This is a genomic window from Kumtagia ephedrae, from assembly GCF_003012745.1.
In the GTDB taxonomy this organism is placed as follows: Bacteria; Pseudomonadota; Alphaproteobacteria; order Rhizobiales; family Rhizobiaceae; genus Kumtagia; species Kumtagia ephedrae.
In genome coordinates this window covers 1-14,954 of sequence record NZ_PXYK01000042.1, presented here as the reverse complement: position 1 = coordinate 14,954, position 14,954 = coordinate 1, and the positions used below count along the sequence as shown (strand labels likewise).

Genomic DNA, 14,954 nt, shown 5'->3' with positions numbered 1-14,954 from the left:
TCCGATCCGTCCGGCGCCCGCCGCCGCGCACGCTATCGGAGGATCTTTTGCGGCCGGTCTCCCGGCCTCGACTTGACGGCCCGCCGCGGAGCCTGGCCCCGCGGCGGAATCCTGCCGTTACTCGGCCGCGTCGCGCACCCGCGGCGCCGTATCCTCGACCACGCTGTTCTCCAGCTCGACGTTGAGGCCGAGCGAGCGCATCTCCTTGACGAGCACGTTGAAGCTCTCCGGAATGCCCGCCTCGAACGCGTCGTCGCCGCGCACGATCGCCTCGTAGACCTTGGTGCGGCCGGCCACGTCGTCCGACTTCACCGTCAGCATCTCCTGCAGCGTGTAGGCGGCGCCGTAGGCCTCGAGAGCCCACACCTCCATCTCGCCGAAGCGCTGGCCGCCGAACTGCGCCTTGCCGCCCAGCGGCTGCTGGGTGACGAGCGAGTACGGGCCGATCGAACGGGCGTGGATCTTGTCGTCGACCAGATGGTGCAGCTTGAGCATGTAGATGTAGCCCATCGTCACCTTGCGATCGAACGCCTCGCCGGTGCGCCCGTCATAGAGAGTCGACTGGCCGCTGGTGTGCAGTCCGGCCTGCTCGAGCATCTCGTCGATGTGCGCCTCGTGCGCTCCGTCGAACACCGGGGTCGCGATCGAGACACCGCGCCGCATCTGCTCGCCGAGACGCACGATCGACTCGTCGTCGAAGCGACGCACCGGCTCGTTGCGGTCGTTGTCCGGAATGATCTCGGCGATCGTCTCGCGCAGCGAGTCGATCTTGCCGCCCGCCTTGTAGGCGTCGAGCAGCTCGCCGATCTTCCGGCCCATGCCAGCGCAAGCCCAGCCGAGATGCGTCTCGAGGATCTGACCGACATTCATCCGGCTCGGCACGCCGAGCGGGTTGAGCACGATGTCGGCGTGGGTGCCGTCCTCCAGGAACGGCATGTCCTCGACCGGCACGATGCGGCTGACCACGCCCTTGTTGCCGTGGCGGCCGGCCATCTTGTCGCCGGGCTGCATCTTGCGCTTCACGGCGACGAAGACCTTGACCATCTTCATGACGCCGGGAGGCATCTCGTCGCCGCGCTGCACCTTCTCGACCTTGTCCATGAAGCGCTGTTCGAGCGCCTTCTTGGACTCGTCATACTGGCCGCGCAGGGCCTCCAGCTCGCGCTGGATGTCCTCGCTTTCGACGGCGAACTGCCACCATTGCGAGCGCGGATACTCGCCGAGCAACTCCTTCGACAGAACCGTGCCCTTCTTGAAGCCCTTAGGCCCCTGGATGGCATCCTTGCCGGCCAGCATGTCGCTCAACCGCGCATAGACGTTGCGGTCGAGGATCGCCTGCTCGTCGTCGCGGTCCTTGGCGAGCCGCTCGATCTCCTCGCGCTCGATCGCCATCGCACGCTCGTCCTTTTCGACGCCGTGCCGGTTGAACACGCGAACCTCGACAACCGTTCCATAGGTCCCGGGCGGCATGCGCATGGAGGTGTCGCGCACGTCGGACGCCTTCTCGCCGAAGATGGCGCGCAGCAGCTTCTCTTCCGGCGTCATCGGGCTCTCGCCCTTCGGCGTGATCTTGCCGACCAGGATGTCGCCCGGCTGCACTTCCGCGCCGATGTAGACGATGCCCGCCTCGTCGAGGTTCTTCAGCGCCTCTTCCGACACGTTCGGGATGTCGCGCGTGATCTCCTCCGGCCCGAGCTTGGTGTCGCGCGCCATGACCTCGAACTCCTCGATGTGGATCGAGGTGAAGACGTCGTCGGCGACGATGCGCTCCGACAGCAGGATGGAGTCCTCGTAGTTGTAGCCGTTCCACGGCATGAAGGCGACGAGCACGTTGCGGCCGAGCGCCAGATCACCGAGATCGGTGGACGGGCCGTCGGCGATGATGTCACCCTTCTCGATCCGGTCGCCCATCCTGACCAGCGGACGCTGGTTGATGCAGGTGTTCTGGTTCGAGCGCTGGAACTTCATCAGCCGGTAGATGTCGACGCCCGACTTTCCGGGAACCAGGTCCTCGGTCGCGCGGATGACGATACGGGTGGCGTCCACCTGGTCGACGATGCCGGTGCGGCGCGCGGCGATCGCCGCGCCCGAGTCACGGGCGACGATAGGCTCCATGCCGGTGCCGACGAACGGCGCCTCGGCGCGCACCAGCGGCACGGCCTGGCGCTGCATGTTCGAGCCCATCAGCGCGCGGTTGGCGTCGTCGTTCTCGAGGAACGGGATGAGCGCGGCGGCGACCGACACCATCTGCTTGGGCGACACGTCCATCAGGTCGACGTTCTCGCGCGGCGCCATCATCACCTCGCCGGCATGCCGGCAGATGACGAACTCGTCGACGAAGCGACCCTGCTTGTCGAGTTCGGCGTTGGCCTGCGCGACGAAGTGCTTTGCTTCCTCCATCGCCGACAGATAGACGACGTCGTTGGTCAGCGTGCCGTCGACGATCTTGCGGTACGGGCTCTCGATGAAGCCGTACTTGTTGACGCGGGCGAACGTCGCCAGGCTGTTGATCAGGCCGATGTTCGGGCCTTCCGGCGTCTCGATCGGGCAGATGCGGCCGTAATGCGTCGGGTGCACGTCGCGCACCTCGAAGCCGGCGCGCTCGCGGGTCAGGCCGCCCGGCCCGAGCGCCGACAGGCGGCGCTTATGGGTGATCTCCGACAGCGGGTTGGTCTGGTCCATGAACTGCGAGAGCTGCGAGGAGCCGAAGAACTCGCGCACGGCGGCGGCCGCCGGCTTGGCGTTGATCAGGTCCTGCGGCATGACCGTATCGATCTCGATCGAGGACATGCGCTCCTTGATCGCCCGCTCCATGCGGAGCAGACCGACGCGGTACTGGTTCTCCATCAGCTCGCCGACCGAACGCACGCGGCGGTTGCCGAGGTTGTCGATGTCGTCGATCTCGCCCTTGCCGTCGCGCAGCTCGACCAGCGTGCGCACCACCGCGATGATGTCCTCCTTGCGCAGCACGCGCACGGTGTCCTCGGCGTCGAGGTCGAGGCGCATGTTCATCTTGACGCGGCCGACGGCCGACAGGTCGTACCGGTCGGCGTCGAAGAACAGCGAGTTGAACATCGCCTCGGCCGTCTCCAGCGTCGGCGGCTCGCCCGGGCGCATGACGCGGTAGATGTCGAACAGCGCGTCCTGGCGGCTCTCGTTCTTGTCGACGGCGAGCGTGTTGCGGATGTAGCCACCGATGTTGATGTGGTCGATGTCGAGGATGGAGAATTCCTCATCGCCGGTCGACAGCAGCACCTTCAGCGTCTTCTCGTCGATCTCGTCGCCGGCCTCGAGATAGATCTCGCCGGTCTGGAAGTTGACGATGTCCTCGGCCAGGTAGCTGCCGAGAACGTCCTCGTCGGTCGCCTTGATGGCCTTCAGGCCCTTGTCGGCGAGCTGGCGGGCCTGGCGCGCGGTGATCTTCTTGCCGGCTTCGACGACAACCTCGCCGGTATCGGCGTCGACCAGGTCGTTGACCGCCTTCAGGCCGCGGAAGCGCTCGACATTGTAGGGAATGCGCCAGTGGTCGCCGGCACGCTTGTAGATGATCTTGTTGTAGAAGGTCGACAGGATCTCCTCACCGTCCATGCCCAGCGCCATCAGCAGGCTGGTGACGGGGATCTTGCGGCGGCGGTCGATGCGGGCGTGCACGACATCCTTGCTGTCGAACTCGATGTCGAGCCAGGAGCCGCGATAGGGGATGACGCGCGCTGCGAACAGCAGCTTGCCGGACGAGTGCGACTTGCCCTTGTCATGGTCGAAGAAGACGCCCGGCGAGCGGTGCATCTGCGAGACGATGACGCGCTCGGTGCCGTTGATGATGAAGGTGCCGTTCAGCGTCATGAGCGGCATGTCGCCCATGTACACATCCTGCTCCTTGATGTCCTTGATCGACTTGGCGCCGGTGTCCTCGTCGATATCGAACACGATCAGGCGCAGCGTCACCTTCAGCGGCGCGGCATAGGTGAGGTCGCGCTGCCGGCACTCGTCGACGTCGAACTTCGGCGCCTCGAACTCGTACTTGACGAATTCGAGCATCGAGGAGCCGGAAAAATCGGAGATCGGGAAGACCGACTTGAAAACGGCCTGCAAGCCCTCGTCGGCACGCCCGCCCTTCGGCTCGTCGACCATGAGGAACTGGTCGTAGGATGCCTTCTGCACCTCGATCAGGTTCGGCATCTCCGCAACCTCGGGGATGTTCCCGAAGAACTTGCGTACGCGCCTGCGGCCATTGAATGTCGCGGTCTGGGCCATCGTCGCTCCTTGCTCGCTTGGGGCCGGCCTGCCGGCCTGCCTTGCATCTCGTGACCGCAAAGTCCGCGGTCAGTCCTAAAACGGGTGAAAACCCGTTTCCTGAAAGCCGCTTGCGGCCTTCAGGAAAGAGGTTTTCGAACGCATGCCCCTGCCATGGGGACCGGCGGACGGATGCCCGTCCGCCGGCAACCATGCACTTACTTCAGCTCGACCTTGGCGCCGGCAGCTTCCAGCTGCGCCTTGATCTTGTCGGCGTCGGCCTTGTTGGCGCCTTCCTTGACCGGCTTCGGAGCGCCCTCGACCAGGTCCTTGGCCTCCTTGAGGCCGAGACCGGTGATCGCACGCACTTCCTTGATCACGTTGATCTTCTGTGCGCCGGCATCGGTGAGGATGACGTCGAACTCGGTCTTCTCCTCGGCCGGAGCGGCAGCGGCGGCAGCGCCACCGCCGGCAGCGGCCACGGCGACCGGGGCAGCGGCGGAAACGCCCCACTTCTCCTCGAGCAGCTTCGACAGCTCGGCGGCCTCGAGCACGGTCAGGCTCGAGAGGTCGTCTACGATCTTGGTGAGATCAGCCATTTTTCAGTTCCTTTTGAAAGTTCGAACAGGTGTTGGTGATAGCGAGGAACGGCCTCACGCCGCTTCGTCCTTCCGGGCATAGGCGCCGATGACGCGCGCGACCGAAGCCGCGGGTGCATTGACGACCTGGGCGATCCGGGTTGCCGGCGTGGCGATCATGCCAACCAGCCTGGCCCTGAGCTCGTCGAGCGAGGGCAGCGAGGCCAGAGCCTTGACGCCGTCCGCATCGAGAGCGGTCTTCCCCATCGCGCCGCCGAGAATGACCAGTCTGTCATTCCCCTTGGCGAAATCGGAGGCGACCTTCGGTGCCGCAACCGGATCTGCCGAGTAAGCGATCAGCGTCTGTCCCTTGAACAGATCGATGATGCTCTCGGATTCCGTGCCCTGAAGAGCGATCTTGGCGAGGCGGTTCTTCGCGACTTTGACGGTGCCGCCGGCAGATCGCATCTTCCCACGAAGATCGTTCATCTGCGCAACGGTGATACCGGCATAGTGGGCCACGACGACCGAGCCGGCGCTCTTGAAAGCGTCGTTCAGACCCGTGACGAGCTCGCGTTTCTCCGCTCTATCCACTGCCTATCTCCAGTTGACCTCACCCTTTCGGGCTTGGTCGGTTGCCTTTTGCCGGGCGGGCGTCCAATTTCTGAATCACCCGAACGACGCTCGAGGATCCTGCCCCCTTTCGCCAAGCCGACGGGCCGAAGCCGGCCGGCACGCGGACAAAAGGCACACACGGTTCGAACCTTCCATCAGGGTCTTGCAAGACCCGTTTGTCCGGTCGTCACCCGTCTCATGCAGGCCCAAACGAATTAAGGCTGAGCCGCCTGCAATCTCGGACAGGATAGTCCGGAAGCGATCTTCTGCTTCCAGTATCCGGGCCGGCGTGCGGCCCGGAATTCGTCGGAAGGCTGGGCCTTTGCGGCCCGGCCTTCACGCAAAGGATCAGGCGGCGCTGAGGCTCGCCAGATCGACCTTGAGGCCGGGCCCCATGGTGGAGCTCACCGACATCTTCTTCATGTAGACGCCCTTGGCGCCCGTCGGCTTGGCCTTGTTGACGGCGTCCGCCAGGGCCCGCACGTTCTCTTCAAGTGCAGCCACGTCGAAGGACACCTTGCCGACGCCGGCATGCACGATGCCCGCCTTCTCGACGCGGAACTCGACGGCGCCGCCCTTGGAGGCCTTGACCGCCGCCGCGACGTCGACGGTCACGGTGCCGACCTTGGGGTTCGGCATCATGCCGCGCGGGCCGAGCACCTTGCCCAGACGGCCGACCAGCGGCATCATGTCCGGCGTGGCGATGCAGCGGTCGAAGTCGATCGTGCCCTTCTGCACGATCTCGACCAGATCCTCCGCACCGACGATATCGGCGCCGGCGGCCTTGGCCTCGTCGGCCTTGGCGCCCTTGGCGAAGACGGCGACGCGCACCGTGCGGCCCGTGCCGTTCGGCAGGTTGACGACGCCGCGCACCATCTGGTCGGCGTGGCGCGGATCGACGCCGAGATTGAGCGAGACCTCGACGGTCTCGTCGAACTTCACCGCGGAACGCTCCTTCAGCAGCTTGATCGCTTCATCGAGAGCGTATGCCTTGTTGCGGTCGAGGCCCTCGCGGGACTTCGCAACGCGCTTTGCTACCTTTGCCATCGTCTCAGCCCACCACTTCCAGGCCCATCGAACGGGCGGAGCCTTCGACCATGCGCATGGCGGCTTCCACATCGTTGGCGTTGAGATCCTTCATCTTGGCGGCCGCGATCTCGCGCACCTTGTCGCGGCTGATCTGGCCGGCCTTGACCTTGCCCGGCTCCTTGGAACCCGACTTGAGATTGGCGGCCTTCTTCAGGAAGTAGCTCACCGGCGGCGTCTTCATGACGAAGGTGAACGACTTGTCCTGGTAATAGGTGATCACCACCGGAATGGGCGAACCCTTCTCGAGCTCCTGCGTCTGGGCGTTGAACGCCTTGCAGAATTCCATGATGTTGATGCCGCGCTGACCAAGCGCCGGGCCGATCGGGGGCGACGGAGTCGCAGAACCCGCGGCAACCTGGAGCTTGAGCTGGCCCGCTACTTTCTTAGCCATCTCTTTCCTGCCTCTGTTTCATGCCGGCCATCGCCGGCGGTTTGCAGTCTGGTGGTGCGGAAGCCACGGCCGGCTAATGCCGCCTTTCCTCCCACCGCGAACGAGGAGCGCTGCCGCCCTCGCCGCCCCGCCTCTAGCGGGGCATCTCCGGTCAGCCCTTCTCGACCTGACCGAATTCCAGATCGACGGGCACGGCGCGCCCGAAGATCGAAACTTCCACCTTGAGCCGCGCCCGCTCGGCATCCACTTCCTGGACAAAACCGTTGAAGGACGCGAACGGCCCGTCGGAGACGCGCACCTGCTCTCCAACCTCGAAGATGACCGAAGGCTTCGGCCGCTCCACGCCCTCCTGAACCTGGTGCAGGATGCGCTCGGCCTCCTTGTCGGTGATGTGCATCGGCTTGGCCGTATGCTTGTCCTCACCCAGGAAGCCGGTGACCCGCGGCGTGTTCTTCACCAGGCTGATCACCGGATCGGTGAGCTCGGCCTTGAGCAGCACGTAGCCCGGGAAGAATTTCCGCTCGGCATCCACCTTCTTGCCGCGGCGCACCTCGACGACCTTCTCGGTCGGCACCACGATCTGCTCGATCTTGTCGCTCAGGCCCTTCTGCTTGGCCTTGTTCTCGATGTCCTCGGCGACCTTCTTCTCGAAGTTCGAATAGGCATGGACGATGTACCAGCGCGCCGCCATCAAAAATTCTCCGTATACGCAGGTATCAGCGGCCGAGGCCGAGGATCAGATCGATGCCCAGGGCCATCAACTGGTCGGCAGCGAAAAAGAAGATCATCGCGATGATGGCGAAGATCACGACCATCACGGTCGAAATCAGGGTCTCGCGCCGCGACGGCCAGGTCACCTTCGCCGTCTCGGACCTCACCTGCTGAAGGAAGGTGAATGGATTGGTGATCTTCGATGCCATCTGCCGCTCTGTCTCGAGAGATCCGTTGGTTCGGATCTCCTGGATGTTCCCGTTGCCGGGAGAAATCGATCCGGGCGGTGACGTCGGCGCCAAATCAGCGCCTCGTTTTCACCCACGCGATTTAGACGCGTACAGCCAGCTTCCCAGCTCCACGCGTCGCGTGCCCGTCTGTCTACATAGAGCCGATTCCCGCTCCACGCAAGTGGCAAGCTTCGGCTCTCTCACCAAACGCCGCATCGGAACCATCCAGTCGTCCCGTTCCGGCTATGTGGCCGTTATGCCCGAAAACTGACCTTCTTGCAAGATGGCCGGCGTTTCGGCCACGGCATTGAACTCGGGTTAACGGCGGTTTCGGGATTGCGGGCGGTCTGATTCTGTTGGCGGCAGTGATTCGGAGAGCGCTGCCATGCCTGAGACGACCGAGAAGCCGCGGCTGCTTCTGCACCATTTTGCGCTGATCGAGGACGACCGCGAGCCGTGGCGGGTGGCGCACCCGCTGCCGGAGGTGCTGCTTGTGGTCGTGTGCGGTACGATCGCGGCGGGCGATGACTTCGAGGACATCGCCGATTGGGGCGAGGACAATCTCGCCTTCCTGCGGCGCTTCCTGCCCTATCATCACGGCGTTTGCGGCGCGCGCTGGCTGCGCATGCTGATGAACCGGATCGAGGCCGGCCTGTTCGCCGACTGCTTCCGCGCCTGGGCGGCGGCGCTGCGGCCCGGCGTGCCGGACCTGGTGGCCATCGACGGCAAGACCGCGCGTGGCGGCCATGATCGCGACAGGGGCGCGCTGCGCTGCACCTGGTCTCGGCCTTCGCCACGCGCGAGCGCCTGGTGATCGGCCAGGAGGCGGTGGCGGAAGGAATCTGCGAGCAGGACACGATCCCGCTGCTGCTGGAACGGCTGGCCGCCGCCAAGGCGCTCGACGGCGCGCTCGTCACCATCGACGCCATCGCCTGCAACTGCAAGGTCGCAAAGACGGTCGTGGACGCCGGCGCCGACTATCTCATCGCCGTGAAGGCCAACCAGCCCGGCCTGTTCGCCGAGATCGAGCGCTTCTTCGACGATCCGCTGTCCCCGCCGCCGGACAGGTTCGCCGACACCGACAAGGGCCACGGCCGCGTCGAGGAACGGCGCGTCGCCGTCTCAACCCATGTCGACTGGCTCGCGGGACAACGAGGCTTTCCCGGCGAATACCGCCTGCCCCGGGGTCGCGGCGATCGTCATGGTCGAGGCCGCGACCTTCGGGAGGGCAACGCCACCAGAACCGCCGCTTCTACGTCTCCGCGCGCGCCATGATCGCAAGCCGCAGCCGCCATCCGCGCCCACTGGGCCATCGAGACCTCGCTGCACTGGGTGCTCGACGTCACCTTCCGGGAGGACAAGGCCAGAGGCCGTACCGGCCACGGCCCCGCCAACATGGCCGTCGTGCGCCACTTCGCCTTCAATCTCTTGCGCTTCGTCAACGACAGCCGATCCATCAAACTGCGCAGAAAACGCGCCGCCAGAAACAAGCAATACCTCGAGACAATCCTCCAGCCGTCACCGCGTTAACCCGGATTCACTGCCGTGAGGTGATGTCGGAGAGACGTCCATGACCAAGCGCGGCTCGTCTCCTCACCAGCGTCGGGAGGTCTATCCTTCCAACTCCGGCGGATGCCGTTCAGATCGGGCGAGGCCGGCGCTCGAACGCCATCCTTCCATGATCTTCCAACCTCGGCCGAAACCCCATGTGTCCAGCGACGCCTTGACCCGGCGTGCATAGAAAACCGCAGCCACCACCGGCGATCCGGACTGAGAGGCACATCCAGCCGGGCATCCTACGATCACCGCGTCGCGGCTGAGCGGCATCGCGGCTCTGAAGCCGTCAATCCTTCGTTAACCACACAACCCGGGCGGACCAGAAGGCAGTGCAGGGATGCATTGACTTTAGAACAAATTAAGAACAAAGTATAAACATATCCAAAACAGGAGGGATTGATGACCGATTTCATCCAGGATGTCGTGTCTCTGGTCTCGATGAGCACCTTTCTGATCACCGTGTCGTTGTGGATCGGCGCGCTCTGAAGATCTGGCCCGCCGCGTTACGTGGGCAGCCGGCTAGTCGCCGAGCGCTGCACCTTCGCGCCGCGGGTCGGCACCCCCGACGAGGCCGGCCGGCGTCCAGGCGATCCCGTGCAGGCCGGAGTTAAGGTCCTTTGCCGCCACCGTGAAGCCGAGCGCCGTAAGATCGTCGGCGAGGTCTTCGGCCTTGGTACCTTTCTCGATATCGTAGGGGCCGAACCGGTTCACCAGATGCGGCATGGCGATCGCTGCCTGCATGTCCATCTTCCAGTCGATCAGTCCAATCAGCGTGGTGGCGACATAGGAGATGATGCTGCTGCCGCCGGGTGAGCCGAGCGCGAAAGCAGGCTTGCCGTCGCGAAGCACGATCGTCGGCGACATGGATGAGCGCGGGCGCTTGCCCGGCTCGACGCGGTTGGCGACGTTGTGGCCGCCCTCGACCGGCGAGAAAGCGAAGTCGGTGAGTTGGTTGTTGAGCAGGAAACCGTCGACCATCAGCCGGGCGCCGAACCCATTCTCGATCGAGGTGGTGACGGAGGCGACGTTGCCGGCCGCGTCGACGACGACGAAATGCGAGGTCGACGGCATCTCGGCCGAGACGCCGTCGAGCCTGAGTTCGGCCTTGTCCCAGGGCGGCTCGCCGGCCGTCGCCTCGTCTTCGCCGAGCGCGGTCGGCCGGCGCAGCAGGGCCGAGCGGTCCCTGAGATAGGCCGGGTCGAGCAGGCCTTTCGGGATGGAGACGAAGTCGCTGTCGGCGAGATAGCGCTCGCGATCAGCGAAGGCGAGGCGGGTGGCGTCGCCGATCAGGCGCCAGCTTTCCGGATCGTCGGCGCCGAGGGTGGTCAGATCGAACGGCTCGAGCATGCCAAGAATCTGGCCGATGGCGAAGGCGCCGGAGGAGGGCGGTCCCATGCCGCAGACCTCGTGGCCGCGATAGCGCGCGCAGACGGCCGGCCGCTCCTTGACGCGGTAGGCCGCCATGTCACGGCCGGACAGCAGGCCGGGATTTTTCGGATGCGTGCGCACGGCTTCGACGAGACGGGCGCCGATCCGCCCGTTGTAGAAGGCATCGGCGCCGCCGTGGGCGAGCGCCTTCAGCGTCTCGGCATAGGCGGGATTGGCGAGCCGGTGGCCGGCCGGCAACGGCGCGCCGGCAGCGTCGAAGAAATAGGCGCGGGTGCTGGGCTCCAGGTCGAGCCGCCCCTTGTCCTCCGCGATCGCGGCGGCAAGCCGCGGCGACACCGCGAAGCCGTCATCCGCCAGACGGATCGCCGGCTCGAACAGGGAGTTCCAGGGGCGGGTACCATACCGGCGATGCACGGTCTCCAGCAGGCGGGGCACGCCGGGAACGCCGACCGAGCGGCCGCCGACCACCGCGTCGAAGAAGGGGAGCGGCTTGCCGCCGGCGCCGCGAAAAAGGTCCGGTGTGGCTTCGGCGGGTGCCGTCTCGCGGGCATCGAAGGTAGTGAGTTCGCCGCTTGCCGCGTCGTACCAGACGAAAAAGGCGCCGCCGCCGAGCCCGGACGATTGCGGCTCGACAAGGCCGAGCACCGTCTGCACGGCGACCGCCGCGTCGGCGGCGCTGCCGCCGGCGCGCAGCACGTCGAGCCCGGCCTGCGCGGCGAGCGGATTGGCCGCGACCACCATCTGGTGCTTTGCCGTGACCGCGGCAGCCGCGCGGCTGCCGGTCGCCTGCTCCGGCTGGACGAGGTCGGTCCCCTGCTGAGCGCCGGCCTGGAGCGGCAGCAGCGTGGCGAGCGCCAGGGCCGGCAGCAGGCAGGAAAGACCGGCCCGCCGCATGTCAGCCGGCCAGCCGCTGCGGTTCGGAGGCCACGTCGGCCACAGGGCCGAACACGTTGCGGAAGGCCGCCTTCAGCCCGACGTCGAAGTCGTGCATGGTCACGGGCAGGCCGAGATCGACCAGGCTGGTGACGCCATGATCTGTGACGCCGCACGGCACGATCCCGGCAAAATGCGTGAGATCCGGCTCGACATTGACGGCGATGCCGTGAAAGCTCACCCAGCGACGCAGTCTTATGCCGATCGCCGCGATCTTGTCCTCGGCGGGCGTTCCGTCGGAGAGCGGCGGTCGGTCGGGTCTCACCACCCAGACGCCGACGCGGTCCTCGCGTCGCTCGCCGCGCACATTGAAGGCCGCCAGCGCGGCGATGATCCATTCCTCCAACGCCGCCACGAAGGCGCGCACGTCCTCGCGCCGCCGCTTCAGGTCGAGCATGACGTAGGCGACCCGCTGCCCGGGCCCGTGATAGGTGTATTCGCCGCCGCGGCCGGCCTTGAAGACGGGAAACCGGTCCGCATCGATCAGATCGCGCGGCTCGGCGCTGGTTCCGGCGGTGTAGAGCGGCGGGTGTTCGACCAGCCAGACGAGTTCGTTTGCCCGGCCTTCGCGAATCGCGGCGGCCCGCGCTTCCATGACGGCAAGGGCCCGCTCGTAGGGCGTCAGCCCCCGCTCGACCAGCCATTCTACCGGCGGCGCGCCGGGAACGGGCAGAAACGACGTGGCGATTTCGCTGCGCTGCATGGGCTGATCCCTTCCCTTCTATATGGACGGGTCGGTCGAAAACGTCCAGTTGCTCGGCGCGTTGGCGGTTATTCTCGGCGGGCGCCCTCATGGCCGGTGACCTTCGGTCGGGGTATGCACCGCGCATCGGAATTGCCGGTGTTTCCGACACTTGCGGCGGCTGTGGAGGAAGCCGCCGAAATCCGTCCCGGCGCCCTTGTTTCGCCGGAGGCTATTTGCTAAAGGCCCGCTTGCCGGTTCTGACCGGCCCTTTCGTGACGTGCGGTCGTGGCGGAATTGGTAGACGCGCAGCGTTGAGGTCGCTGTGGGGCAACCCGTGGAAGTTCGAGTCTTCTCGACCGCACCAACGATCTTCAGGGATTGAAGAGACTTCTTTCTGTTTTCATTGTGCCTTTGCGGACGGCGGTAGGTGGAAATACCGCCGACCCGGATGGCGGCTGCTGCCGTCTGCCGCGGCCGTGCCTCAGCCACACACCGCCGGGCTTAACGCCGATCGACGCCATTAGGGCGATGTAAACCATGTTTGGTCCATAGGTCCTCCGTTACTGGGGACAGACCTGATGGCACGCAAGCAGTCCTTCGTTGGCGAAAAATCCGCATCGAGCCGGCGGGCGTTTCTTGTCGGCACCGCGGCCTTGGGACTCGCCGCCTGCTCGCGCTCGCTCGATCCGGCCGAACTCGGCCTCGACACTGCCAGCACCGGCTCGATCCGGCCGAAGATCAGCGTCGACCCGGCCGTCACCAATCCGGGGGTGATGTATGCCGCGGTGACCGAGGGTCCGTTCGTGCTGCCCGAGATCCCCTACGAAAAGATCCCGCGCGCGTTTCGCCGGCAGATCGTGCCTGACCCGACCGGCGAGGCGCCTGGCACCATCGTCGTCGACCTCAACAACCATTTTCTCTATCTCGTGCAGCCGGGCGGCGACGCGCTGCGCTACGGCGTCGGCATCGGCAAGGCCGGTTTCGAGTGGTCGGGCCGCGCCAACATCCAGTACAAGAAGCAGTGGCCGACCTGGACGCCGCCGCGCGAGATGATCGCCCGCAAGCCGGAAGTCGCCAAATGGGCCGGCGGCCAGCCGGGCGGCCCCAACAATCCGCTCGGGGCCCGCGCGCTCTACATCTTCAAGGACGGCGTCGACACCGGCTACCGCATCCACGGCTCGCCCGAATGGTGGACCATCGGCCAGAATATGTCGTCGGGCTGCGTGCGCATGATCAACCAGGACGTGATCGATCTCTACAACCGCGTGCCCGGCAAGACGACGGTCGTCGTCGGCTGAAAGCGGCCGGCCTTAGATCGGTCGGCGAGCGCACGCCTTCCCCGCAAGCGGACTTCACGCGTCGGGTGCCGGGCTGCACATCTGCAGCCGGTCGCCGTCGGGATCGCGGAAGCCGGCGAAGGTGACATAACCCGGGAACACCTGCGGGTCGTCGCAGTCGACGCCGCGCTCGCGCAGGTCGGCGACGGCGGCATGGCAATCCTCGACGTCGAACACCACGGTGGTGCCTGCCGACGGCCGCCAGCCCGGTCCGGCCGGCACCAGTGCCAGGTTGCCGCCGCCGTCGCGACCGGTCGAAAACTCGATCCAGCCGGCTTCTGGCAGGTCGTAGAGAGGCTCTCCAAGTCCCAGCGTGTCGCGGTAGAAACGGCGCGAGCGGTCGAGGTCGGCCACGGTGATCGACACCACGTTGATGCCCTTGAACAGTCTGGTCATCCGGTTCTCCCGAGCTTGCCGGCGAGGCTTGCGCCTGCCGGCAGAATACCTATCTGAACGGCTTCCTGCACGATCGCCGGAGACCGACAGCCTGCAGCCGCCCGCCATCGGGCGGATGGGCGAAAACCCCTTGTCTTTTGCAGCCTTTGTCGCTAATCGGCCCCATCCAAAGCAGACCCACGAGCTGACGCCAAGGAAAGAGCAGAATGGCCAAGAGCAAATTCGAGCGGACGAAGCCGCATGTGAACATCGGGACGATCGGCCATGTCGACCATGGCAAGACGTCGCTGACGGCTGCGATCACCAAGTATTTCGGCGAGTACAAGGCGTATGACCAGATCGACGCGGCGCCGGAGGAGAAGGCGCGCGGCATCACGATCTCGACGGCGCATGTGGAATACGAGACGGCCAAGCGTCACTACGCGCATGTCGACTGCCCCGGCCACGCCGACTACGTGAAGAACATGATCACCGGTGCTGCGCAGATGGACGGCGCCATCCTGGTTGTGTCGGCCGCCGACGGCCCGATGCCGCAGACGCGCGAGCACATCCTTTTGGCCCGCCAGGTCGGTGTTCCGTCGATCGTGGTGTTTTTGAACAAGGTCGACCAGGTCGACGATCCGGAGCTCCTGGAGCTGGTCGAGCTCGAGGTGCGCGAGCTCCTGTCGAAGAACGAGTTCCCGGGCGACGACATTCCGATCATCCCGGGCTCGGCGCTTGCCGCGCTGGAGGATTCGAACAAGGAGATCGGCGAGGACGCCATCCGCAAGCTGATGGCGGCGGTCGACGACTACATCCCGACGCCTGAGC

The 14,954-nt window shown here is 65.7% G+C and carries 12 protein-coding genes, 1 tRNA gene and 1 pseudogene; 4 read left to right on the top strand and 10 right to left on the bottom strand.

Annotated elements, in window-relative coordinates:
• Nucleotides 1-117: 117 nt before the first annotated feature.
• The 7 genes from rpoB to secE form a co-directional block, all read right to left on the bottom strand.
• A complete protein-coding gene (gene rpoB / locus C7I84_RS27420; protein ID WP_106775396.1) occupies nucleotides 118-4,254 on the bottom strand; it encodes a DNA-directed RNA polymerase subunit beta in 4,137 nt (1,378 codons plus the stop codon).
• Nucleotides 4,255-4,451: 197 nt separating this feature from the next.
• The gene (gene rplL / locus C7I84_RS27415; protein ID WP_106775395.1) at nucleotides 4,452-4,832 is read right to left on the bottom strand and encodes a 50S ribosomal protein L7/L12; all 381 of its coding nucleotides are present in this window, start codon (nucleotides 4,830-4,832) and stop codon (nucleotides 4,452-4,454) included.
• A 54-nt stretch (nucleotides 4,833-4,886) separates the two neighbouring features.
• Nucleotides 4,887-5,405, bottom strand: a complete 519-nt coding sequence (rplJ, locus tag C7I84_RS27410; RefSeq protein WP_106775394.1) for a 50S ribosomal protein L10 — start codon at nucleotides 5,403-5,405, stop codon at nucleotides 4,887-4,889.
• A 369-nt stretch (nucleotides 5,406-5,774) separates the two neighbouring features.
• Nucleotides 5,775-6,473 (bottom strand): 50S ribosomal protein L1, encoded by a 699-nt coding sequence (gene rplA, locus C7I84_RS27405; RefSeq protein ID WP_106775393.1) that lies wholly within the window; start codon nucleotides 6,471-6,473, stop codon nucleotides 5,775-5,777.
• Nucleotides 6,474-6,477: 4 nt separating this feature from the next.
• Entirely contained in the window at nucleotides 6,478-6,906 is a 429-nt protein-coding gene (rplK, locus tag C7I84_RS27400) for a 50S ribosomal protein L11 (RefSeq protein ID WP_106775392.1), read from the bottom strand.
• A 151-nt stretch (nucleotides 6,907-7,057) separates the two neighbouring features.
• Complete coding sequence (nusG, locus tag C7I84_RS27395) at nucleotides 7,058-7,597, bottom strand: transcription termination/antitermination protein NusG (protein ID WP_106775391.1); 540 nt, start codon at nucleotides 7,595-7,597, stop codon at nucleotides 7,058-7,060.
• 25 nt (nucleotides 7,598-7,622) lie between these two features.
• Nucleotides 7,623-7,826, bottom strand: coding sequence for a preprotein translocase subunit SecE (secE, locus tag C7I84_RS27390; protein WP_106775390.1), 204 nt, complete (start codon nucleotides 7,824-7,826; stop codon nucleotides 7,623-7,625).
• A 406-nt stretch (nucleotides 7,827-8,232) separates the two neighbouring features.
• On the opposite strand from secE, the pseudogene C7I84_RS27385 reads away from it, so the two are divergent.
• Nucleotides 8,233-9,377, top strand: a pseudogene (locus C7I84_RS27385) (ISAs1 family transposase).
• A gap of 546 nt (nucleotides 9,378-9,923) precedes the next feature.
• Here the strand turns inward: C7I84_RS27385 and ggt are convergent.
• Both ggt and lipB read right to left on the bottom strand, forming a co-directional pair.
• A complete protein-coding gene (gene ggt / locus C7I84_RS27380; protein WP_106775389.1) occupies nucleotides 9,924-11,687 on the bottom strand; it encodes a gamma-glutamyltransferase in 1,764 nt (587 codons plus the stop codon).
• 1 nt (nucleotide 11,688) lies between these two features.
• Nucleotides 11,689-12,429 carry a lipoyl(octanoyl) transferase LipB gene (gene lipB / locus C7I84_RS27375; RefSeq protein ID WP_106775388.1) on the bottom strand — a complete coding sequence of 247 codons (741 nt, stop codon included), beginning with the start codon at nucleotides 12,427-12,429 and terminating at the stop codon, nucleotides 11,689-11,691.
• A gap of 261 nt (nucleotides 12,430-12,690) precedes the next feature.
• On the opposite strand from lipB, the gene C7I84_RS27370 reads away from it, so the two are divergent.
• Both C7I84_RS27370 and C7I84_RS27365 read left to right on the top strand, forming a co-directional pair.
• Nucleotides 12,691-12,775 (top strand) — tRNA-Leu (locus C7I84_RS27370).
• A 214-nt stretch (nucleotides 12,776-12,989) separates the two neighbouring features.
• Nucleotides 12,990-13,709 (top strand): L,D-transpeptidase, encoded by a 720-nt coding sequence (locus C7I84_RS27365; protein WP_106775387.1) that lies wholly within the window; start codon nucleotides 12,990-12,992, stop codon nucleotides 13,707-13,709.
• A gap of 54 nt (nucleotides 13,710-13,763) precedes the next feature.
• Here the strand turns inward: C7I84_RS27365 and C7I84_RS27360 are convergent, their stop codons facing one another.
• The gene (locus tag C7I84_RS27360; protein ID WP_106775386.1) at nucleotides 13,764-14,144 is read right to left on the bottom strand and encodes a VOC family protein; all 381 of its coding nucleotides are present in this window, start codon (nucleotides 14,142-14,144) and stop codon (nucleotides 13,764-13,766) included.
• A gap of 206 nt (nucleotides 14,145-14,350) precedes the next feature.
• Here C7I84_RS27360 and C7I84_RS27355 point away from each other — a divergent pair.
• The coding region (locus tag C7I84_RS27355) for a GTP-binding protein (protein WP_120785134.1) at nucleotides 14,351-14,954 on the top strand (604 nt) is incomplete at its 3' end.

Coding starts and splice junctions, on each gene's coding strand:
- rplA (WP_106775393.1), bottom strand. CDS start 6,473: ATGGCAAAGGTAGCAAAGCGCGTTGCGAAGTCCCGCGAGGGCCTCGAC.
- rpoB (WP_106775396.1), bottom strand. CDS start 4,254: ATGGCCCAGACCGCGACATTCAATGGCCGCAGGCGCGTACGCAAGTTC.
- ggt (WP_106775389.1), bottom strand. CDS start 11,687: ATGCGGCGGGCCGGTCTTTCCTGCCTGCTGCCGGCCCTGGCGCTCGCC.
- nusG (WP_106775391.1), bottom strand. CDS start 7,597: ATGGCGGCGCGCTGGTACATCGTCCATGCCTATTCGAACTTCGAGAAG.
- secE (WP_106775390.1), bottom strand. CDS start 7,826: ATGGCATCGAAGATCACCAATCCATTCACCTTCCTTCAGCAGGTGAGG.
- C7I84_RS27365 (WP_106775387.1), top strand. CDS start 12,990: ATGGCACGCAAGCAGTCCTTCGTTGGCGAAAAATCCGCATCGAGCCGG.
- rplL (WP_106775395.1), bottom strand. CDS start 4,832: ATGGCTGATCTCACCAAGATCGTAGACGACCTCTCGAGCCTGACCGTG.
- C7I84_RS27360 (WP_106775386.1), bottom strand. CDS start 14,144: ATGACCAGACTGTTCAAGGGCATCAACGTGGTGTCGATCACCGTGGCC.
- lipB (WP_106775388.1), bottom strand. CDS start 12,429: ATGCAGCGCAGCGAAATCGCCACGTCGTTTCTGCCCGTTCCCGGCGCG.
- rplK (WP_106775392.1), bottom strand. CDS start 6,906: ATGGCTAAGAAAGTAGCGGGCCAGCTCAAGCTCCAGGTTGCCGCGGGT.